Here is a 15305-nt window from a genome sequence, read left to right as displayed (position 1 = left end):
TACACACCCGCTGCAACCACCCGTTCCGGGGTGTCCCCAGTCCACTAGGACCAGGGATCTGGATACGGAGGCAGCGGGGAGGCCCAACCCCGGAACCTTTCGCCACGTCGCCCATGCGGGCTACGGCGGTGAGCCGCCCCACCCTTCCGGCGGCCGGGTTCCCCATCAGGAGTCACAAGCAATGTCCCAGGTCACCATGCGCCAGATGCTGGAAGCCGGCGTCCATTTCGGCCACCAGACCCGCTACTGGAACCCCAAGATGGCGCCGTACATCTTCGGTGCCCGCGGCAAGATCCACATCATCAACCTCGAGAAGACCGTTCCGCTGTTCAACGACGCGATGAACTTCATCTCGGGCATCGCCCAGAAGCGCGGCATGATCCTGTTCGTCGGCACCAAGCGCAGCGCGCGCGATCCGATCAAGGAAGAAGCCGAGCGTTGCGGCATGCCGTACATGACCCAGCGCTGGCTGGGCGGCACGCTGACCAACTTCCGCACGGTGAAGGGATCGGTCTCGCGCCTGAAGACGCTGGAAGCCGGCGAGACCGACGGCAGCTTCGACAAGCTGGTCAAGCACGAAGTCCTCGGCCTGCGCCGCGAGCGCGAGAAGCTGCTGGCTTCGCTGGGCGGCATCAAGGAAATGAACCGCCTGCCCGACGCGCTGTTCGTGATCGACGTCGGCCATGAAGACATCGCCATCAAGGAAGCCAAGAAGCTCGGCATCCCGGTGATCGCGGTCGTCGACACCAACTACGACCCGGCCCTGGTCGACTACGCCATCCCCGGCAACGACGACGCCATCCGCGCCGTGCAGCTGTACGCCCGCGCCGCGGCCGACGCCGTGCTCGAGGGCAAGGCCGCCGCGCCGAGCGCCGCCAACGTGCGCGAGGAAGAGTTCACCGAAGGCGCCGATGGCGACAAGCCGCGCCGCGCCCCGGCCCGCAAGGCCAAGCCTGCCGACGCCGCCAAGGGCGCCGACGAAGCCGCGACCGACGCGCCTGCCGCCGACGCGGCACCTGCGGCCGAGTAAGCCACACCCACGCCCCAGCGGCGTGCCAGGCGGCCGCGCCATCGTGCGCGGCCGCCGACTATCGAACCCACAGCTACCGAGGTCCCCATGGAAATCACCGCAACCCTGGTCAAGGAACTGCGCGAGCGCACCGGCGCCGGCATGATGGAATGCAAGAAGGCCCTGACCGAGGCCGGCGGCAACGTCGACGCCGCCGCCGAGGCGCTGCGCAAGTCCGGCCTGGCCAAGGCCGACAAGAAGGCCGACCGCGTCGCCGCCGAGGGCCGCATCGTGGCCGCGCAGGCCGACGGCCGCGCCGTGCTGGTCGAAGTCAATTCCGAGACCGACTTCGTCGCCAAGGACGAGAACTTCCTCGCCTTCACCCAGTCCGTGGCCGACGCCGCGCTTGGCGTGCAGGGCATCGACGCGCTCAAGTCCGCCACCGTTGATGGCAAGACCGTCGACGAAGCACGCGCCGCGCTGATCGCCAAGGTCGGCGAGAACGTGCAGGTGCGCCGCATGGCCACCATCGCCAGCAGCGACAACGTCGCCGCGTACGTGCACGGCGGCCGCATCGGCGTGCTGGTCGAGCTGAAGGGCGGCGACGTCGAGCTCGCGCGTGGCCTGGCCATGCACGTGGCCGCGATGAACCCGCCCTACAACAAGGCGGCCGACGTTCCGGCCGAGTTCCTTGCCAAGGAAAAGGAAATCGAGCTGGCCAAGATGTCCGAGAAGGACCGCGCCAAGCCGGCCGAAATCCTCGAGAAGATCATCGGCGGCAAGGTCGCCAAGATCGTCAACGAGGTCTCGCTGTACGGCCAGGCCTACGTGCTCGATACCAACCAGACCGTCGAGCAGGTGCTGAAGGCCGCCGGCGCCGACGTCGTGCGCTTCGAGCGCCTGGCGGTTGGCGAAGGCATCGAGAAGGTGGTCGAGGACTACGCCGCCGAAGTGATGAAGCAGGCCGGCCTGGCCTGACCCGCCGCGCGGCGGAAACGCCGTGATGCAGAGGGGCCGCGGAGCGATCCGCGGCCTTTTTTTGTTGCGCGATCGGCCGCCTGCGGTCGCGCGATCGGATAGAATCCACGCCGCTGTCCGCCGGAGTATCCCCATGTCGCAACTCGCTTACCGCCGTGTCCTGCTCAAGCTGTCCGGCGAGGCTCTGATGGGTGAAGAGGACTACGGCATCGACCCCAAGGTCATCGGCCGCCTGGCGCGCGAGATCATCGAAGCCCAGCAGGCCGGCGCCGAGATTGGCGTCGTGGTCGGCGGCGGCAACATCTTCCGCGGCGCGGGCCTTGCGGCCGGCGGCATGGACCGCGTGACCGGTGACCAGATGGGCATGCTGGCCACCGTGATCAACGCGCTGGCGATGCAGGACGCGCTGGAGAAACTCGGCGCGCGCGCACGCGTCATGAGCGCGATCAAGATCAACGACGTCTGCGAGGACTACATCCGCCGCCGCGCGATCCGCCATCTCGAAAAGGGCCGCATCGCGATCTTCGCCGCCGGCACCGGCAATCCCTTCTTCACCACCGACTCGGGCGCCGCGCTGCGCGCGATCGAGATCGGAGCGGACCTGCTGCTCAAGGCCACCAAGGTCGACGGCGTGTACGACGCCGACCCGAAGAAGCACCCCGGCGCCACGCGCTTCGATCGCCTGACCTATGACGAAGTCCTCGGCCGCGACCTGCAGGTGATGGACACCGCGGCGTTCGCGCTGTGCCGCGACGCCGACATGCCGCTGCGCATCTTCGACATGGAGCAGCCGGGCCAGCTGCTGCGCATCCTGCGCGGCGAGCCGATCGGCACGCTGGTCCAGGGCCGCGGCTGAGCGTCACCTGTTCGCCGCTGGAATAGTGTCCGCGGCCCCGCGGTGGCAGGCTGCTGCCCATGCAAGCTCCACACGACCACGACCAAGAGCATGACATCGGCCACGGCCACGGCCACCACCACGGCCCCGCCCCGGGATCGTCGACGCGTGCCTTCGCCGCCGTCACCCTCGTCAACCTGGGCTACACCGCACTCGAGGCCGGCTACGGTTTCCTGACCAATTCGCTGGCGCTGCTTTCCGACGCCCTGCACAACCTCGGCGACGTGCTCGGCCTGGCGCTGGCCTGGGGCGCCGCGGCGATGGCCCAGTGGCCAGCCACCGAACGCCACACCTACGGCTGGCGGCGCGCCACCCTGCTCTCGCCGCTGGCCAACGCCACCCTGCTGGTCGGCCTGTCCGGTGCACTGGCGTGGGAAGCGGTGCGGCGCCTGTCCGCACCGCCCGAGGTCCCGGGCATGACCATCGTGGTGGTCGCCGCCATTGGCATCGCGGTGAACCTGGGCAGCGCGCTGCTGGTCCACGGCGGCCACGGCCATGACCTCAACCGCCGCGCCGCCTACCTCCACCTGCTGGCCGACGCGGCGATCTCCCTGGCCACGGTGGTTGCCGGCATCGGCATGCTGGCATGGGGCTGGGCGTGGCTGGACCCGCTCACCGCGCTTCTGGTGGGCGTGGTGGTGGCCGTGGGTGCCGCGCGCCTGCTGCGCGACAGTTTCGACGCCGCGATGGACGCGGTGCCGACCGGGATCGACCACGCCGCCGTACGCGCGTTCCTCGCCGGCCAGCCCGGCGTCAGTTCGGTGCACCACGTGCACATCTGGTCGCTCGGCGCAGGCGAAGTGGCGATGACGGCGCACCTGGTGCGACCGTCGGGCGACGACGACGACCACTTCCTGCATGCGTTGGGCGGATCGCTGGAGGCGCGTTTCGGAATCGGCCATGCCACGCTGCAGCTCGAACGTCGTGGCGAAGCCTGCGACAGGCAGGAGCATGGAGGGAGCGGCCCAGCGCGGGGCTGAGGCCGCGCGTCGCGGCATCGCCTATAATCCGCCGCTTGCTTACCCGCAGCGAGGCCACGATGCCCAACCAGATCAAGAAAGACGCGCAAGCGCGCATGGCGAAGAGCGTCGAGGCCCTGCGCCACGACCTGGGCAAGGTGCGCACCGGGCGCGCCTCCACCGCGCTGGTCGACCACCTGAGGGTCAACTATTACGGCTCCGACATGCCGCTGACGCAGGTCGCCTCGGTCACGGTCAGCGACGCGCGCACCCTGACCATCACGCCCTGGGAAAAGCAGATGGTCAGTGCCGTGGAGAAGGCGATCCTGGCCTCCGACCTCGGCCTGACGCCCAACACCTCGGGCATGGTCATCCGCATCAACCTGCCGGCGCTGACCGAAGAGCGCCGCCGTGACCTGACCAAGGTCGTGCACAGCGAAGGCGAGAGCGCGAAGGTCGCGATCCGCAACATCCGCCGCGACGCCAACCAGCAGGTCAAGGACATGCTGAAGGAGAAGGCGATCTCCGAGGATGACGAGCGCCGCAGCGAAACCGAGATCCAGAAGATCACCGACGAGGCGATCAAGGATGTCGATGAGGTGGTCAAGGCCAAGGAGCAGGAGCTGATGGCGGTCTGATGGCGGCACGATGAGCGCCTCCGCCACACCGCAACCGGTACCGCGCCACGTGGCCGTCATCATGGACGGCAACGGCCGCTGGGCCGCACGTCGCAAGCGCCCGCGCGCGATCGGCCATCGCGCCGGCGCGCGCGCGGTCAACCTGTGCATCGATTTCTGCATTGAACGCGGCATCGAAGCGCTGACGCTGTTCGCGTTCTCCAGCGAAAACTGGGGCCGCCCCGCCGACGAAGTCGGGGCGCTTATGAAGCTGTTCCTCAACGCCCTGGATCGCGAAGTCGGCGAATTGCACCGGCGCGGCGTGCGCGTGCGTTTCATCGGCGAGCGCAGCCGCTTCGACCCCGCCATCGCCAGCCGCATGCAGGCGGCCGAGGCGTTGACCGCGGGCAACACCCGGTTGGCGCTGTCGATCGCCGCCAGCTATGGCGGGCGGCAGGACATCGCCCGCGCCGCGCGTGAGCTGGCCGCGGAAGTGGCCGCTGGCCGCATGTCGCCCGAAGACATCGACGAGTCCGCACTCGCCGCACGCCTTGCGCTGGCCGACGTGCCGGCCCCGGACCTCTTCATCCGCACCGGCGGCGACCTGCGCATCAGCAATTTCCTGCTGTGGCAGCTGGCCTATACCGAACTCTGGTTCACCGACCTGCTGTGGCCCGACCTCGATGTCGCCACGCTTGAACAGGCGCTCGACGCCTTCGCCAGCCGCGAGCGCCGTTTCGGGCTGACCGGCGAACAGGTGGCCGTGGCCGCCGCCCCGACCACGGACACCCGGACCCAATGACCCGAACCCGCCTCATCGCCGCCTTCATCATGGGACCGGCCGCCATCGCGGCCGTGCTCCTGCTGCCGACCCAGTGGATGGTGCTGCTTGCCGCGGTCATCTTCCTGGCCGGCATGTGGGAGTGGTTCGCCCTGGCCGAGATCGAGGACACGCTGGCACGCGGCGCGCTGCTGGTGCTCAACCTGCTGCTGATGGTCGCCCTGGCCTGGGCCACCGGTGGCTCGGGCGGGACCATGGTGCTGTTCAAGCTCGCGCTGGTGGTGGGCGTGGTGTGGTGGCTGCTCGCCATGCTGTGGCTCGTGCATTACGACTTCGCCTCCGACCACGACACCAATGCGCGCGTGTTCAAGCTGGCGGCGGCGACGCTCGCGGTGATCCCCGCGTGGTGCGCACTCGCCCTGCTGCATCACGACGGACCGGGCTGGCTGCTGCTGGCCCTGGGCATCATCTGGGCCACCGATACCGGCGCCTATTTCGCCGGCCGTGCATGGGGCAAGCGCAAGCTGGCGCCGCGCATCAGCCCCAACAAGACCGTCGCCGGCCTGGTCGGCGGCCTGGCGGCGGGCATCGTGGTCGCGGTGCTCGGCGCCTGGCTGCTGGGCACGCAGCCGTCCCACTTGGCCCTCGTGGCACTGGTGGCGCTGTTGACCGTGCTGTTCTCGGTCGTCGGCGACCTGTTCGAGAGCCTGCTCAAGCGCCACGTCGGCGCCAAGGACTCGGGCAACCTGATCCCCGGCCATGGCGGAGTCATGGACCGCCTCGACAGTGTGCTCGCCGCACTCCCGGTGTTCGCGCTGGGCAAGTTCTGGCTGGGCTTCTGATGCAACGCGTGGCGATCCTCGGCGCGACCGGCTCGATCGGCGCGTCCGCGCTCGACGTCGTGGCGCGCCATCCCGATACGATGCGCGCCAGCGTGCTGGCCGCCGGCAGCAATGTCGCCGCACTGGTCGCGCTGTGCCGCAGGCATCGGCCGGACGATGCGGTGATCGCCGATGAAGCGGGCTTCGCGGCACTTCGCGACGGCCTCGCCGATGCAGGCCTGGCCACCCGCGCACATGCCGGCGCTGCGGCCATCGACGCGCTTGCCTCCGGGCCTGGCTGCGACACCGTGGTCGCCGCGATCGTCGGCGCCGCCGGCCTCGACTCCACCCTCGCCGCGGCACGCGCCGGCAAGCGCCTGCTGCTGGCCAACAAGGAATCGCTGGTGCTCGCCGGCGAGCTGATGATGGCCGCGGCCCGCGACGGCGGCGCGCGGATCATCCCGATCGACAGCGAGCACAACGCCATCTTCCAGTGCCTGCCGCGCGACGGCGCCGGCGCAGGCGTGCGGCGCATCGTGCTGACCGCATCCGGCGGGCCGTTCCGCGGACGCGATCGCGCCACGCTGGCCAACGTCACCCCGGCGCAGGCCGTGGCCCACCCGAAGTGGTCGATGGGGCCCAAGATCTCGGTGGATTCGGCCACGCTGATGAACAAGGGCCTCGAAGTGATCGAGGCCTGCCACCTGTTCGGCCTGCCGCCGGAGCGGGTCGACGTGCTGGTCCACCCGCAGAGCCTGGTGCATTCGCTGGTCGAGTTCATCGACGGCTCCACCCTCGCCCAGCTTGGACTGCCCGACATGCGCACGGCGCTCGCGGTCGGCCTGGGTTGGCCGGAACGGGTGCAGTCGGGCGTCGCTGGCCTCGACCTGCTGGCGCACGGGCGGCTCGACTTCGAGGCGCCCGACACCGCCGCCTTCCCCTGCCTGCGCCTGGCCTATGCCGCCCTGGCCGCTGGTGGAACAGCACCTGCGGTGCTCAATGCCGCCAACGAAGTCGCGGTTTCAGCCTTCCTTCAGGGCCGGGTAGGCTTCCTGTCCATTCCCGTGCTCGTCGAAGAGACATTGGAGGCGCTGCCTGCACGCGCCGCAGACACGCTCGACGCACTGCGCGAAGCCGACGCTGAAGCACGCCGCGTCGCCAGCGCCGCACTGTCCCGCCACCCCGCCTGACGCACACGGATCCGCGCCCCCCCATGAGTACGTTCCTCGGTTCGGTGTGGTGGATGATCGTCAGCCTTGGCGTGCTGGTGACGTTCCACGAGTTCGGCCACTACTGGGTGGCGCGCCGCAACGGCGTCAAGGTGCTTCGCTTTTCGATCGGCTTCGGCAAGCCGCTGTGGTCGCGTCGCGGTCGCGACGGTACCGAGTACGTGATCGCCGCGCTGCCGCTGGGCGGTTACGTGAAGATGCTCGACGAGCGCGAAGGCGACGTCGACCCCGCCGAGGCCTCGCAGGCCTTCAACCGCCAGTCGGTGTGGCGCCGGATCGCCATCGTCGCCGCCGGCCCGCTCGCCAACCTGTTGCTGTGCATCGCGCTGCTGTGGGCGATGTTCGTGATCGGCCGCCCTGATTTCCTGCCGGTGCTGGGCCAGGTCCAGGGCATCGCCGCCGAAGCCGGCTTGGCGCGCGGCGACACGGTGCTCGCCGTCGGCGAACGCGCCACGCCGACCTGGAGCGAGGCGGCGATCGCGCTGACGACGGCGGCCATGGACCGCGGTGACCTCGACGTGCGCGTGCGCACCGCCGCGGGCGACGAAGCCACCCGCACCCTGCGGCTGGCCTCGCTGCCCGCGGACATGGACGAGCGCCGCGCGGTCCGCGCCATCGGCCTGGTGCCGCGCAGCCACCTGCTGCCGGCGATCGTGGGCAGCGTGCGCGAGGACAGCGCCGCCTGGGGCGTGCTGGCCGACGGCGACCGCATCACCGCCATCGATGGCAGCCCCGTCGATTCCTTCGACGCCATCGGCCCGCTGGTGCAGGCCCTCGGCGAGCAGGGCGGCGCGGGCATGGTGGAGGTGCAGCGCGACGGCGAGCGCCTGGCACTGGAACTCACCCCCACCCTGGCTGAAGTGGAAGGCCGCGCGCCTTTCTGGGCGCTGGGCATCACTCCCGACACCGCGCAGGCGCCGACGCCGGATGCCCTGCTGCGCCACGGCCCGCTGGCCGCCCTGCCTGCCGCGGTGGCCGAGACCGGCCGCCTGGCCAGCGACTCGCTCGGCATGATCAGGCGCCTGCTGACCGGCCGCGCTTCGGCGGAGAACGTCTCCGGGCCGATCACCATCGCCCGCTATGCCAACGCATCGGCCAATCTGGGCGCCGCGTGGTTCCTCAGTTTCCTCGCCCTCCTCTCGCTGAGCCTGGCCATCATCAACCTGCTGCCGATCCCGATCTTGGACGGCGGTCACCTGTTGTATTACCTTATCGAGTTGGTCAAGGGCAGCCCGCTCGGCGAGCGCGCGATGGTTGCCGGCCAGTACGTCGGACTTGCGATGCTCGCCGGCCTGATGGGCCTCGCGTTCTACAACGACATTCTGCAACTGGTGCGCTGACGCCACCCGCAAGACCGCTGCACGACACGCACACCCCCGAACCGCCATACCCGGACGCATTTGATGACGCGATACCCGAAACGCCGCCTGCTCGCCCTCGCCCTGGCTTCGTCGCTTGCGACCCCGGCCCTGGCCCAGCAGCCGGTCGATCCGCAGGCCGCATTCGGCTTCGCGCCGCAGCCCGCCGCGCCGGCCACATCCGCCATGACCCGCGGTGCCTTCACGGTCAGCGACATCCGTGTCGACGGCCTGCAGCGCATCGGCGCCGGCACCGTATTCACGTACCTGCCGATCGAACGCGGCGATACCGTCGATGGCAGCCGTGTCGGCGACGCCATCCGCGCGCTCTACAAGACCGGGTTCTTCGAGGACGTCCGCATCGGCCGCCAGGGCGACATCCTGGTGGTGACGGTGACCGAGCGTCCCGCCATCAACAAGCTGACGCTTGCCGGCAACAAGGACATCAAGACCGAGGACCTCACCAAGGGGCTGCGCGACATCGGCCTGTCCGAGGGCGAGACCTTCGACCGCCTCGCGCTCGACCGCGTAACCCAGGAACTGACCCGCCAGTACAACAACCGCGGCAAGTACAACGTCGAGATCACGCCGACCGTGTCGCCGCTCGACCGCAACCGCGTCGACGTGACCATCAACGTCAAGGAAGGCAAGGCGGCCAAGATCAGCCACATCAACCTGGTCGGCAACGAGACCTTCGACGACGAACAGCTGACCGACAGCTGGGAGTCCGGCGAGAGCAACTGGCTGAGCTGGTACCGCCGCGACGACCAGTACTCGCGCGAGAAGCTCGAGGGCGATCGCGAGAAGCTGCGCAACTTCTACCTCGACCGCGGCTACGTCGACTTCAGCGAGGACAACATCCAGGTTGCGATCAGCCCCGATCGCCGCGAGATGTACATCACCGCCGGGCTCACCGAAGGCGAGGTGTTCACCGTCGACAAGGTCGAGGTGACCGGCGACACGGTGCTGCCCAAGGAGGAGATCCAGAAGCTGGTGCTGATGCAGTCCGGCATGTCGTTCTCGCGCGCCCTGCTCGAATTCAGTTCCGACCAGATCACCGCCACGCTCAGCAACATCGGCTACGCCTTTGCCCAGGTCAACGTGATCCCGGACATCGACCGCGAGAACCGCAAGGTGTCGATCAACCTGCAGGTCGTCCCGGGCCCGCGCGTCAGCGTGCGACGCATCGTGTTCAAGGGCAACTCGCGCACTTCCGACGAAGTCATGCGCCGCGAGATGCGCCAGTTCGAGGGCACGTGGTACTCGCAGGCCGCGATCGACCGTTCCAAGGTCCGCCTGCAGCGCCTCGGCTTCTTCGAATCCGGCAGCGTCAACGTCGAGAGCAAGCCCGTCACCGGCAGCAACGACCTGGTCGACGTGGAGTTCAGCGTCACCGAGACCACGTCGGGCAGCTTCATGTTCGGCCTCGGCTATTCGCAACTGAGCGGCATGACCACCTCTGTGCAGCTGTCGCAGAACAACTTCCTCGGCAGCGGCAACCGGATCTCGATCGAGGCGCAGCGCAACGTCTACCTGCAGCGCTACTCGTTCTCGTACGTGAACCCGTACTTCACCGACAACGGCCTGTCGCTCGGCTACAACGTCTGGTGGCGCGAGTTCGACAACTCTGAGTTCAACACCGCGCAGTATTCGTCGACCAGCCGCGCCGCGCAGGTCATGCTCGGGATCCCGATCTCCGAACACGACAGCTTCTCCGCCATGTTCGGCATCGACAGCAACCAGATCTTCGCCTTCCGCGGCAGTTCGCCGCAGTCGATCGTCGATTACATCGATGTCATCGGCCAGCGCACCTTCCACGCCTGGCGCGGCGAAGTGGGCTGGGCCCGCGACACCCGCAACGACTTCCTGCAGCCGAGCCGCGGCACCCTGCAGCGCGTCTCGGCCGAGGTCACCCTGCCCGGCTCCACCGCCGAGTACTACAAGCTCAACTACGAGTTCTCCAAGTACTGGCCCATTTCGCGCGCGCTGGTGCTCAACACCCGCGCCGAGATCGGCTACGGCGACAGCTATGGCAATGCGCTCCAGGGCATCGTCTTCGATCCCGACTCGCCCGAGGACACGGACGACCTGCCGCAGCGCCGCAACGCGATCGCCGACGGCCTGCCGTTCTTCGAGAACTTCTACGCCGGCGGCGCGCGCTCGGTGCGCGGCTTCCGCGACAACACGCTGGGCCCGCGCGAAACCGCGTTCAACAGCAGCTACCGGCAGGTGATCGGCGGCGCGGTGAAGACCATCGGCGCATTGGAGATGTTCTTCCCGACGCTGCTCGACTCGCCGGCAGCGCGCATCTCGGCGTTCGTCGACTTCGGCAACGTGTTCAAGGACGTCGACGCGTTCGACACCGGCGAGCTGCGTTCGTCGGCGGGCGTGGCGCTGATGTGGCGCGCACCGGTCGGCCCGATCTCGATCAGCTACGCGTTCCCGCTCCGCAAGAAGGAAGGCGACGAGATCGAGCGCCTGCAGTTCACCTTTGGCGGCGCGTTCTAACGGCGGGCATTCCATGCACTCGACGACGACCCTGACGGCGGCGGCGCTGGCCGAGCGCTTCGGGCTGGTGCTGCGCGGTGACGGCGAGACCGAGGTCGACGCGGTCGCCACGCTGTCCGGCGCCGGTCCGAGGCAGCTGTCGTTCCTCTCCAACCCGCGCTACCGCAGCCAGCTGGCGGGCTCGGCGGCGGGCGTGGTGGTCGTGGGCGAAGCCGATGCCGACGCCGATGGCCTGGGTCGCACCCTGCTGGTCGCCCGCGATCCCTACGTGGCGTTCGCGCACATCGCGGCACTGTTCGATCCGCCGCAGGCGCCGCGCCCCGGCGTGCACGCCAGCGCGGTGGTCGAGGCCGGCGCGCGCATCGATCCTTCCGCCGAGATCGGCCCCTTGGCTTTCATCGGCGAACGGTCGGTGGTCGGCGCCGGCGCGATCGTCGGGCCTGGCTGCGTGGTCGGCGAGGATTGCGTCGTCGGCGCGGGCAGCCGCCTCGTGGCGCGGGTCACGCTGGTACGCCGCGTCCGCCTTGGCGAACGCGTGCTGATCCACCCGGGTGCCGTGCTCGGCGCCGACGGCTTCGGGCTGGCGATGGACGGCGGCCGCTGGATCAAGGTCCCGCAGCAGGGCGGCGTTGTGGTCGGGGACGACTGCGAGATCGGCGCCAACACAACCATCGACCGCGGTGCCATCGAAGACACCGTGCTCGAGGATGACGTGCGCCTCGACAACCAGATCCAGGTCGGCCACAACGTCCGCATCGGCGCGCACACCGCGATGGCCGGCTGCGTGGCAGTTGCCGGCAGCGCGGTGATCGGCCGCTACTGCCTGGTCGGCGGCGGCGCCGGCATCGTCGGCCACATCACCGTCTGCGACCGCGTGGTGATCACCGCGATGGCGCTGGTCACCAGTTCGATCGACGCGCCGGGCGAGTATTCTTCCGGCACGCCATTGATGGACAACCGCAGCTGGCGCAAGAGCGCCGCTCGCTTCAGGCAACTCGACGCGCTGGCCCGGCAGGTGCAGCGACTCGACAAGGAGACACCATGACACCACCCGCCGTGCAGCTGCCGATCGGCGTCAACGCGATCCGCACCATGCTGCCGCACCGTTATCCGTTCCTGCTGGTCGACCGCGTGGTCGAGTTCGAGGCGCACAAGCGCGTCCTCGCCTACAAGAACGTCACGGTGAACGAAGCCTATTTCCAGGGGCACTTCCCCGACCGCCCGGTGATGCCGGGGGTGCTGGTGGTCGAAGCACTCGCGCAGGCTGGCGGCGTGCTCACGCAGCTGTCGCAGGGCGGCACCGCCGAGGGCCGCCTGTCGTACCTGGTCAAGATCGACAACGCGCGCTTCTCGCGCATGGTCGAACCGGGCGACCGCCTCGACCTCGAAGTCACCATCAAGCGCGAGATCCGCAACATGACGCTCTATTGCGGCCTCGCCAGCGTCGACGGCGAACAGGTCGCGAGCGCCGACATCCTCTGCGCCGAGGTCAAGGACTGAGATGGCCGCCACGACGATCCACGCCAGCGCGGTCGTCGATCCTGCTGCGCGGATCGGCGAAGGGGTCGACATCGGCCCGTTCACCTTCATCGGCGCCGGCGTCGAGATCGGCGACGGCAGCCGCATCGGCGCCCACTGCAGCATCCAGGGGCCCACCCGCATCGGGCGCGACAACCATGTCCACGGCCACGCGGCGATCGGTGGCGAGCCGCAGGACAAGAAATACCGCGGCGAGCGCGTCGAGCTTGAGATCGGCGACCGCAACGTCATCCGCGAGTTCGTGACCATCAGCCGCGGCACCGCGGGCGGCGGCGGCATCACGCGCATCGGCGACGACAACTGGTTCCTCGCCTACGCGCACGTGGCGCACGACTGCATGGTCGGCAGCCATTGCGTGTTTTCCAACAACGCATCGCTCGCCGGCCACGTCTCGGTGGGCGACCACGTGATCCTCAGCGGTTTTGCCGGGGTGCACCAGTTCTGCCGGGTCGGCGACCACGCGTTCGTCGGCATGGGGGCGTTCGTCAACGGCGACGTCGCGCCCTACCTGATGGTGGCGCAGGACGGCTACGGGCGGCCGCGCGGGATCAACGCCGAAGGCCTGAAGCGCCGCGGTTTCGACGGCGAACGCATCGCCGCGATCCGCCGCGCCTACCGCGCGGTGTACATGTCCGGCGACAGCCTCGATGACGCGCGCGCCAAGCTCGCGGCGATGGCCGCCGACAGCGAGGACGTGCGGCGCATGCTCGCCTTCATCGAGGCCGGCGAACGGCCGCTGCTGCGGTGAGCGCGCGCGCGCCGCGCTTCGCGCTGGTGGCCGGCGAGGCCTCGGGCGACCTGCTCGGCGCGGGACTGGTCGAGAGCCTTCAGGCGCGCTTTCCGGATGCCGTGTTCGCCGGTGTCGGTGGCGATGCGATGCGCGCGGCCGGCGTGGACACCTGGCACGACGCCGGCGAGCTGGCGGTGATGGGCCTCAGCGAAGTGCTGGCGCACCTGCCGCGGCTGCTGGCGCTGCGGCGCGGACTGCGCAAGCGCCTTGTCGACTGGCGTCCGGACGTGTTCATCGGCATCGATGCGCCGGATTTCAACCTCGGGCTCGAGCGCCAGCTCAAGGGCCGTGGCATCCGCACCGTGCATTACGTCAGCCCCTCGGTCTGGGCCTGGCGCCAGGGGCGCGCGGCGAAGATCGGGCGCAGCGCCGATCGCGTGCTGTGCCTGTTCCCGATGGAGCCGGCGATCTACGCCCGCCACGGCGTGGACGCGCGCTTCGTCGGCCACCCGATGGCCGACGCCATGCCGCTCGAGCCGGATCGCGCCGCCGCCCGCGCACGGCTGGGCCTGTCCGCAGATGCACCGGTGCTGGCCGTGCTGCCCGGCTCGCGGCTCGGCGAGATCGGACGCCTCGGCCCCGCCTTTCTCGCGGCTTCCGCTCTGGTCGGGCAGCGCATTCCCGGCCTGCAGGTCCTGGTGCCGGCGGCCAACGCCGCCTGCCGCGCCGCGCTGTCCGGCCTGCTCGCGGATCCCGCACACGCCCTGCCCGGCGCCCACCTGCTGGACGGACAGGCGCGCGACGCGATGTTCGCCGCGGACGTCGTGCTGCTGGCCTCCGGCACCGCGACGCTCGAAACCATGCTGGCCAAGCGGCCGATGGTGGTCGGCTACCGGATCTCGCCGACCACCCACGCCATCGTCAAGGGCCTGGGCCTGCTGAAGGTCGACCGCTATGCGCTGCCCAACGTGCTGGCCGGCGACACCATCGCCCCGGAACTGATGCAGGACGACTGCACGCCGGAGAAGCTTGCGGATGCGGTGCTGGCCTGGTTCGCCGACCCGGACGCGGTCGCGGCACTCGCGCCGCGCTACCGCGAACTGCACCTGATGCTGCGCCGCGACGCTTCGCGCGAGGCCGCCAACGCCGTGGCCGAACTCGTGGATGCAGGCCACCACGTCGCCGCGGGCGGCACGGCGCCCGCATGAGGCAGCGCCCGCCACGCGCCGGCGGCATCACCCGCAGCGGCGATCATTCCTGCGCCGCCGAGGCGACGCTGCTGGTCGCGGGCGTGGACGAAGCCGGGCGCGGCCCGCTGGCCGGCCCGGTCGTGGTGGCTGCGGTGGTGTTCGATCCCGCACGCCCGCGCGTCAACGGACTCGACGACTCCAAGCAGCTTTGCGCATCGCGGCGTGAAACCCTGTACGCGCGCATCGTGGAACGCGCGCTGGCCTGGCACGTGGTGACCATCGCCGCCGCCGAGATCGACCGCCTCAACATCTACCAGGCGACGATGCTGGGCATGCGCCAGGCCGTGGAAGGCGTCGCCCATGCCGCCGGCTGCGCGCGCATCGACGGCAACGCGCTGCCGCAGGGGCTGCCCTGCCCGGCAGAGGCCTGGGTCGGCGGCGATGCGCGTGACCGCAGCATCATGGCGGCGTCGATCCTGGCAAAGGTCACGCGCGACCGCGCTCTGCAGGCCCTCCATGCGCGCTATCCGCAATACGGGTTCGACGCGCACAAGGGCTATGGCACGCCCGCGCACCTGCATGCGCTGCGCGCGCACGGCCCCTGCCCCGAGCACCGCCGCAGCTTTGCGCCGGTGCGTGCGGCCGAGGCCCGCGACCTGTTCGCGGACCTCGGCGTGCCAGCCGCCTGATC

The 15305-nt window shown here is 69.7% G+C and carries 15 protein-coding genes; all 15 read left to right on the top strand.

Annotation, left to right across the window (positions count from 1 at the left end; translation table 11 throughout):
* Positions 1–181 precede the first annotated feature (181 nt).
* The 15 genes from rpsB to JGR64_RS06220 all read left to right on the top strand — a co-directional run bounded on the left by rpsB (position 182) and on the right by JGR64_RS06220 (position 15303).
* The gene (gene rpsB / locus JGR64_RS06290) at positions 182–1030 is read left to right on the top strand and encodes a 30S ribosomal protein S2 (protein WP_199372544.1); all 849 of its coding nucleotides are present in this window, start codon (positions 182–184) and stop codon (positions 1028–1030) included.
* An 87-nt stretch (positions 1031–1117) separates the two neighbouring features.
* Entirely contained in the window at positions 1118–1987 is an 870-nt protein-coding gene (tsf, locus tag JGR64_RS06285) for a translation elongation factor Ts (protein ID WP_199372543.1), read from the top strand.
* 133 nt (positions 1988–2120) lie between these two features.
* On the top strand, positions 2121–2843 hold the full coding sequence (gene pyrH / locus JGR64_RS06280) for a UMP kinase (RefSeq protein ID WP_199372542.1): 723 nt from the start codon (positions 2121–2123) through the stop codon (positions 2841–2843).
* Between the two features lie 59 nt (positions 2844–2902).
* Positions 2903–3862, top strand: coding sequence for a cation diffusion facilitator family transporter (locus JGR64_RS06275; RefSeq protein WP_199372541.1), 960 nt, complete (start codon positions 2903–2905; stop codon positions 3860–3862).
* 59 nt (positions 3863–3921) lie between these two features.
* Complete coding sequence (gene frr / locus JGR64_RS06270) at positions 3922–4479, top strand: ribosome recycling factor (RefSeq protein ID WP_199372540.1); 558 nt, start codon at positions 3922–3924, stop codon at positions 4477–4479.
* A 10-nt stretch (positions 4480–4489) separates the two neighbouring features.
* Positions 4490–5260, top strand: coding sequence for a polyprenyl diphosphate synthase (gene uppS, locus JGR64_RS06265; RefSeq protein ID WP_199372539.1), 771 nt, complete (start codon positions 4490–4492; stop codon positions 5258–5260).
* The gene (locus JGR64_RS06260; RefSeq protein WP_199372538.1) at positions 5257–6081 is read left to right on the top strand and encodes a phosphatidate cytidylyltransferase; all 825 of its coding nucleotides are present in this window, start codon (positions 5257–5259) and stop codon (positions 6079–6081) included. Before uppS ends, JGR64_RS06260 begins: the two co-directional genes overlap by 4 nt.
* Positions 6066–7250 (top strand): 1-deoxy-D-xylulose-5-phosphate reductoisomerase, encoded by a 1185-nt coding sequence (locus JGR64_RS06255; RefSeq protein ID WP_199373207.1) that lies wholly within the window; start codon positions 6066–6068, stop codon positions 7248–7250. The genes JGR64_RS06260 and JGR64_RS06255 overlap by 16 nt, the downstream gene beginning before the upstream one ends.
* 23 nt (positions 7251–7273) lie before the next feature.
* Positions 7274–8629 (top strand): RIP metalloprotease RseP, encoded by a 1356-nt coding sequence (rseP, locus tag JGR64_RS06250; protein ID WP_199372537.1) that lies wholly within the window; start codon positions 7274–7276, stop codon positions 8627–8629.
* A gap of 63 nt (positions 8630–8692) precedes the next feature.
* Positions 8693–11155 carry an outer membrane protein assembly factor BamA gene (bamA, locus tag JGR64_RS06245; RefSeq protein ID WP_199372536.1) on the top strand — a complete coding sequence of 821 codons (2463 nt, stop codon included), beginning with the start codon at positions 8693–8695 and terminating at the stop codon, positions 11153–11155.
* Positions 11156–11168: 13 nt separating this feature from the next.
* The gene (gene lpxD / locus JGR64_RS06240) at positions 11169–12200 is read left to right on the top strand and encodes a UDP-3-O-(3-hydroxymyristoyl)glucosamine N-acyltransferase (RefSeq protein WP_199372535.1); all 1032 of its coding nucleotides are present in this window, start codon (positions 11169–11171) and stop codon (positions 12198–12200) included.
* On the top strand, positions 12197–12655 hold the full coding sequence (gene fabZ, locus JGR64_RS06235; RefSeq protein ID WP_199372534.1) for a 3-hydroxyacyl-ACP dehydratase FabZ: 459 nt from the start codon (positions 12197–12199) through the stop codon (positions 12653–12655). Before lpxD ends, fabZ begins: the two co-directional genes overlap by 4 nt.
* A 1-nt stretch (position 12656) precedes the next feature.
* Entirely contained in the window at positions 12657–13442 is a 786-nt protein-coding gene (lpxA, locus tag JGR64_RS06230) for an acyl-ACP--UDP-N-acetylglucosamine O-acyltransferase (protein WP_199372533.1), read from the top strand.
* A complete protein-coding gene (lpxB, locus tag JGR64_RS06225) occupies positions 13439–14632 on the top strand; it encodes a lipid-A-disaccharide synthase (protein ID WP_199372532.1) in 1194 nt (397 codons plus the stop codon). The genes lpxA and lpxB overlap by 4 nt, the downstream gene beginning before the upstream one ends.
* Positions 14629–15303: a ribonuclease HII gene (locus JGR64_RS06220; RefSeq protein ID WP_199372531.1), complete on the top strand. Its 675-nt coding sequence runs from the start codon at positions 14629–14631 to the stop codon at positions 15301–15303. The genes lpxB and JGR64_RS06220 overlap by 4 nt, the downstream gene beginning before the upstream one ends.
* Positions 15304–15305: the final 2 nt, after the last annotated feature.

Source organism: Luteimonas sp. MC1572 (assembly GCF_016615815.1).
Lineage (GTDB): Bacteria > Pseudomonadota > Gammaproteobacteria > Xanthomonadales > Xanthomonadaceae > Luteimonas.
The sequence above is the reverse complement of the archived record's forward strand: the minus strand, read 5'-3'. Positions and strand labels throughout refer to the sequence as shown.

Excerpts from the sequence above, each read along its gene's own strand:
- rpsB (WP_199372544.1), top strand. The coding sequence starts at position 182 with ATGTCCCAGGTCACCATGCGCCAGATGCTGGAAGCCGGCGTCCATTTC.
- tsf (WP_199372543.1), top strand. The coding sequence starts at position 1,118 with ATGGAAATCACCGCAACCCTGGTCAAGGAACTGCGCGAGCGCACCGGC.
- pyrH (WP_199372542.1), top strand. The coding sequence starts at position 2,121 with ATGTCGCAACTCGCTTACCGCCGTGTCCTGCTCAAGCTGTCCGGCGAG.
- JGR64_RS06275 (WP_199372541.1), top strand. The coding sequence starts at position 2,903 with ATGCAAGCTCCACACGACCACGACCAAGAGCATGACATCGGCCACGGC.
- frr (WP_199372540.1), top strand. The coding sequence starts at position 3,922 with ATGCCCAACCAGATCAAGAAAGACGCGCAAGCGCGCATGGCGAAGAGC.
- uppS (WP_199372539.1), top strand. The coding sequence starts at position 4,490 with ATGAGCGCCTCCGCCACACCGCAACCGGTACCGCGCCACGTGGCCGTC.
- JGR64_RS06260 (WP_199372538.1), top strand. The coding sequence starts at position 5,257 with ATGACCCGAACCCGCCTCATCGCCGCCTTCATCATGGGACCGGCCGCC.
- rseP (WP_199372537.1), top strand. The coding sequence starts at position 7,274 with ATGAGTACGTTCCTCGGTTCGGTGTGGTGGATGATCGTCAGCCTTGGC.
- bamA (WP_199372536.1), top strand. The coding sequence starts at position 8,693 with ATGACGCGATACCCGAAACGCCGCCTGCTCGCCCTCGCCCTGGCTTCG.
- lpxD (WP_199372535.1), top strand. The coding sequence starts at position 11,169 with ATGCACTCGACGACGACCCTGACGGCGGCGGCGCTGGCCGAGCGCTTC.
- fabZ (WP_199372534.1), top strand. The coding sequence starts at position 12,197 with ATGACACCACCCGCCGTGCAGCTGCCGATCGGCGTCAACGCGATCCGC.
- lpxA (WP_199372533.1), top strand. The coding sequence starts at position 12,657 with ATGGCCGCCACGACGATCCACGCCAGCGCGGTCGTCGATCCTGCTGCG.
- JGR64_RS06220 (WP_199372531.1), top strand. The coding sequence starts at position 14,629 with ATGAGGCAGCGCCCGCCACGCGCCGGCGGCATCACCCGCAGCGGCGAT.